This is a genomic window from Acinetobacter sp. AKBS16 (assembly GCF_002899995.1).
In the GTDB taxonomy this organism is placed as follows: domain Bacteria; phylum Pseudomonadota; class Gammaproteobacteria; order Pseudomonadales; family Moraxellaceae; genus Acinetobacter; species Acinetobacter baumannii.
On record NZ_POYH01000067.1, the window covers coordinates 36,068 to 41,059 of the forward strand.

4 protein-coding genes and 1 pseudogene are annotated in these 4,992 nt (G+C 39.3%); 4 read left to right on the forward strand and 1 reads right to left on the reverse strand.

Annotated elements, in window-relative coordinates:
• The 4 genes and pseudogenes from C1642_RS19255 to C1642_RS12230 form a co-directional block, all read left to right on the forward strand.
• A pseudogene (locus C1642_RS19255) lies at positions 1–416 on the forward strand (tRNA (cytosine(32)/uridine(32)-2'-O)-methyltransferase TrmJ); the annotation flags it as partial.
• Positions 409–1,224 carry a serine O-acetyltransferase gene (cysE, locus tag C1642_RS12220; RefSeq protein ID WP_000917698.1) on the forward strand — a complete coding sequence of 272 codons (816 nt, stop codon included), beginning with the start codon at positions 409–411 and terminating at the stop codon, positions 1,222–1,224. The pseudogene C1642_RS19255 and the gene cysE, both read left to right, overlap by 8 nt.
• Positions 1,225–1,327: 103 nt before the next feature.
• Positions 1,328–2,269 (forward strand): ABUW_2363 family tetratricopeptide repeat lipoprotein, encoded by a 942-nt coding sequence (locus tag C1642_RS12225; RefSeq protein WP_001009738.1) that lies wholly within the window; start codon positions 1,328–1,330, stop codon positions 2,267–2,269.
• Between the two features lie 116 nt (positions 2,270–2,385).
• Positions 2,386–4,392: an esterase/lipase family protein gene (locus C1642_RS12230; RefSeq protein WP_103236386.1), complete on the forward strand. Its 2,007-nt coding sequence runs from the start codon at positions 2,386–2,388 to the stop codon at positions 4,390–4,392.
• Positions 4,393–4,445: 53 nt separating this feature from the next.
• Here the strand turns inward: C1642_RS12230 and C1642_RS19260 are convergent.
• The coding region (locus C1642_RS19260; RefSeq protein ID WP_165381260.1) for an FAD-dependent oxidoreductase at positions 4,446–4,992 on the reverse strand (547 nt) is incomplete at its 5' end.

A 4,992-nucleotide genomic window follows, 5' to 3' on the forward strand; every position in this document is an offset into this window, starting at 1 on the left:
ATCACCTTACTATTCCTGTAAACTCGGACTATGGTGTACTTAACGTTGCTCAAGCGATTCAAGTGGTTTGTTATGAACTTCGTATGTCGGTATTAGAGCAAAAAGAAGTTGCTTCTGATGCTGGGCAAATGCCGCTTGCTCAAGGTCAAAGCATGCAATGGGATGAGCCGTTAGTGACTCAGCAGCAAATGGAAGAGTTCTACCCCCATTTGGAAAAAATGCTCATCGAAATTGAATTTTTAGATCCAGAAAATCCACGTTTACTACCTTTACGCTTGCGTCGTTTATTTGGTCGTATACAATTAGATCGTATGGAATATCATTTACTTCGCGGTATTTTTAGTCGAGTCCAAGCCCTCACAAGCGGCAAATGGAAAAAAGCATCATCGGACAAGGAGGATCAATCCAATGCTTAAACAGCTTAAAGAAGATATACAGGCTGTATTCGCGCGAGATCCTGCTGCACGAAATACACTCGAAGTACTTACCACTTACCCAGGTATACATGCTTTACTTTTGCATAGGCTTGCACATGAATTGTGGAAAAAAGATTGTAAAGGTACCGCCCGTTTTGTTTCGTCATTTAGTCGTTTTGCAACGGGTATTGAAATTCACCCTGGTGCTAAAATCGGCAAACGCTTCTTTATCGATCATGGCATGGGCGTTGTAATTGGTGAAACTGCTGAAATTGGTGATGATGTAACGCTATACCACGGTGTTACCTTAGGTGGTACGACTTGGAATAAAGGTAAGCGTCACCCAACTTTAGAAGATGGCGTGGTTGTCGGTGCTGGTGCGAAAATCTTAGGTCCATTTACGGTAGGTAAAGGCGCCAAAGTTGGTTCAAATGCGGTAGTCACAAAAGCAGTTCCTGCTGGTGTAACAGCTGTTGGTAACCCTGCACGTTATATCTATAAAGATGCCGACAAAACTAAAGATAAAGATGAAGAACGTCGCCGTGATTATGCACAAAGTATTGGTTTTGCTCCGTATGCGACTACTGCTGATCAATCTGACCCAATTTTAGAAGGAATGCGAGTTTTACTTGACCGTATTCAGCACAATGAAACGCGTATGAATAATTTGTGCCAGCGTTTGTCCGAACTTGACCCAACTTTCAAAAAAGAAAGTCAAGATGAACAGCCTTTTAGTGATGAAGAGCTAAAAATTCTTGAAGAAGTTCGTCGTGAATGCGGTGCGCAAAACAAGACATCAAAAACGTAATATTCTTGATTCATAATGTAACACGCTTACCCTTGCATGTCGGTTTAGGTTTTCCTAGACTTGTTGTACCTTATTTAACTTTATAAAATGAACGGAAGATCCTATGAATTTTAAGCCTTTGGCATATATCCTTCTTGCGACCTCAAGTTTAACAGCGTGTACCATGGCACCTGTAAAAGAACAAAAAATTGAGCCGTTTGTTTTTAAGGAACCAGAGCTTACACCTCCATTTTATGCATTAAACCCATTTAATTATGATGCTCCGCCTGCATTTGAAGTTGCTTTAAAAGAAGCTGCTGCACAGCCTGTAACCAAAATGGTTGTAACTCGTCAGGACGATCCAACCAAAACACTTACATTAGATACGAATAAATTGATCGTACCTACAGTCAACAACTCACAACGTTCAATGAAATACGCAGTTTTAGCGGGCGATAATGAAATTGATGTAACTGAAATTGATGACTTCTTACAACTTGTTGAAGGTAAAGCGCGCCACTATCCGCCTCGTTTTACTGACCGTCAAGAACGTAAAGGCTTTGAAAGCAAACTTAAGGAAGTTACTCAGCGCTTAGATACTTTAGCTGCTAATCCAGATGCTTCATTTGATATTCTTATTCGTGCTTTTAAAGCAAGTGTACTTGCCCGTAACCTTGATTTAGGTACTGCTCATACCACTAAGTCTTTAGAATATGCACAAAGACTTTTAAAAATTAATCCAGATGATGCTGAAGCGAATTTCTGGTTTGGTTTTGGTTTGTCTGAAGGTGGTGGTCAACGTGAGGCTATTCCGTATTTAGATAAAGCTATTAAAGGTAATGTTCAGGAAGCATATTTAGCCGCTGCAAATAACTATATTGCAATGGAACAAAAGAAAAATGCGATTCAGACTCTAAAAAATTACAAGGTTAAATATCCTGATGAAGCTGAAGTAGCAGACCGTTTAATTCAAGAAATTGAAAAACAAGGTCGCTGGAATGTATGGCAAGTTTTAACAAACCCTGCTATGTCTTCTGCTACCCCAAGTGCAGCTACAAAAAAGTAAGCGCTTAAACTTTATAAAAGGGCTGATTTGACAGCCCTTTTTTTATGTTTGATCAATTGAAAAATACTTTAAAATTTGTATGATCAGCATATTACTGATCCACATATTTGACCATAATGTTTGTTAGAAAAAGAAACTCAGCGCTCTTCACGGTCATACTCCTCGGTTCAATCCTGAGTGGATGTCAGGTCGTCAATGTTAAGCAACAAGCTCTCAACGTTACTATTGCAAATGAGCGTAATAGTATTCTTACCCAAGATAAACTAAGTGAAGCAAGTCTTAATGTTTTGTCCATGTCAGGGCAAGAAGCTAAGGCCTGTACAGACTCCCCTGACACTTGTGTTAATCAACTTAAAAATCTGCCCCAAATTTTAGATGAACAGCTGTTATCGGCTGCAAGTGAAATGTATCTGGCGAAAGCAATGGCTTTGTCAGATTCTTCTGAATGTAAAATTAGTCGTTTCACTAAACATAAGCCAACTGAAGAACAAAAAGTTATTCAAAATAAATATGATGAATGCTTAGATCAACAGTTAAGTCTACTCGATAAGAGTATCCGTTATAGCTATGCTTATCTGTTTTCTACAAAACGTCAGCCAACTGATCGTATTTTTGATAATAGACAAGTTCAGATACGCGACTTCTATAATCAAGCGATTGCCAAAATGGTCAGTGTGTATGATTTAAGGTATCCACAAAAAAATGTGGTAGAGCCACAAATCCATATTGGTAAGAGTGTATATTCAATTGATTTTGAGTTTCATAGACAATTATCTGGCCAAAAATTAGAAAAATTAATTTCAAGTTATAACTTAAATTTCTCAGGTTTAAGAACAATCAACCGTCGTGATGGTTTCGGTTCCGAATTTGTAGCTGTCTTCCCAAGTTCAGGCAAAGAAGACATTAATGAATACATTTTAGATCCACTTAATTACAGCTATAAAAATGGTGTAAATCCAAATATTCACCATGCACGTTATTTAGCGGCAACTATTGTTGCAGAGCCTAAACATGCTAAAACCATTCAAGAAATTATTAATGACCCAGAATTTGTGATTCGGGTCTATGATCCTTATCGAACTGATAATATTAATGTCGCTGGTAAGCAATACCCTTTAGCTGCAAACTTCTCAGCTCCTTATGGTCTGTGGTTAGCTGAAAACAACCTAGGTGTAGCGGCTTACTTAAGCTTGATTGATCGTGATCAGCACTTAACCATGCCGCATTTATATATGCTTGAACCTTATAATCCAAACAAAAAAATTATTGTGTTGGTCCATGGTTTAGCAAGTAGCCCCGAGGCATGGATTGCGCTCACCAACGATGTCATGGGTGATACTGTTTTAAGAGATAACTATCAAGTTTGGCAAGTTTTCTACTCGACCAATATGCCAATTCTGGAAAGCCGGTTCCAGATTTATGCCCTTTTGAAACAAGCATTCGGTTCGTTAAACCCAAGTGATCCTGCCGCGCATGATGCGGTGCTTGTTGGTCATAGTATGGGAGGAATTATTAGCCGTTTACTTGTAAGTGATGCTGATATTACTAAACCTGCCTTGGAGATGATGACGATCCGTCAGCAAAACCGTTTTAAGAAACATCCTATGGTGACTGAACGGTTGCAAATGCATTCAATTAGTAACTTTGATCGTGCAATTTTCTTGGCATCGCCACACCGAGGTACAGATTATGCCGATCGTTGGTTCACATTAGCTGCGCGTAAAATTATCCGCTTACCGGGTGCTTTTTTATCAGCTGTTGCAACTTCGCTCACCACAGAAAATTTAGATATTAAAGATTTCTTGAATAATATTGATAATGGCCTGATTCAAAATGGACCAAGCGACTTAAGCCATCAATCTAAATTTATGGAACTCACTGAGAATATTAATCCCCATCAAGGGTTAATCTTCCACTCAATTATGGGCAACATTACCAAAAGTGATGATCCAAATGTGATTACCGATGGTATTGTTCCTTATAAAAGTGCTCACTTAGAAGGTGCTAAATCTGAGAAAATTCTACCGGGTGGACACTCTATTCAGTTAACACCACAAGCCGTATTAGAACTACGTCGTATTTTACGAGAGCATTTAGTTGAACATGGTTTGTATAAACCATAAAAAATAAAAAGAGCCAAAGGATATCCTTTGGCTCTTTTGTTTTAGGTTAGATTTTATTGCCCAGAACGGATGATGTAATCAAACGCAGAGAGTGATGCTTTAGCGCCTTCACCTGTAGCAATAATGATCTGCTTGTACGGTACAGTAGTACAGTCACCCGCAGCAAATACACCTTTTACATTGGTTTCGTTGCGGTCATTCACAATGATCTCGCCACGGTTGGTTAGCTCAACCTCACTGTCTTTTAAGAAGTCAGTGTTTGGAAGTAAACCAATCTGTACAAAGATCCCTGCAAGCTCTACCACATGCTCTTCATCAGTTGCACGGTCTTTATATTTAAGACCAGTTACTTGTGAACCGTCACCCAATACTTCTGTGCTTAATGCATTCATAATCACAGTGGTGTTTGGCAAGCTGTTTAACTTGTTTTGCAAGACTTGGTCAGCACGAAGTTTAGTGTCAAACTCAACCAGAGTCACATGCTCAACAATACCTGCAAGGTCAATTGCCGCTTCAACACCTGAGTTACCACCACCAATCACGGCAACACGTTTGCCTTTGAACAATGGACCATCACAGTGTGGACAGTACGCTACACCA

Coding starts and splice junctions, on each gene's coding strand:
- C1642_RS12230 (WP_103236386.1), top strand. CDS start 2,386: ATGTTTGTTAGAAAAAGAAACTCAGCGCTCTTCACGGTCATACTCCTC.
- C1642_RS12225 (WP_001009738.1), top strand. CDS start 1,328: ATGAATTTTAAGCCTTTGGCATATATCCTTCTTGCGACCTCAAGTTTA.
- cysE (WP_000917698.1), top strand. CDS start 409: ATGCTTAAACAGCTTAAAGAAGATATACAGGCTGTATTCGCGCGAGAT.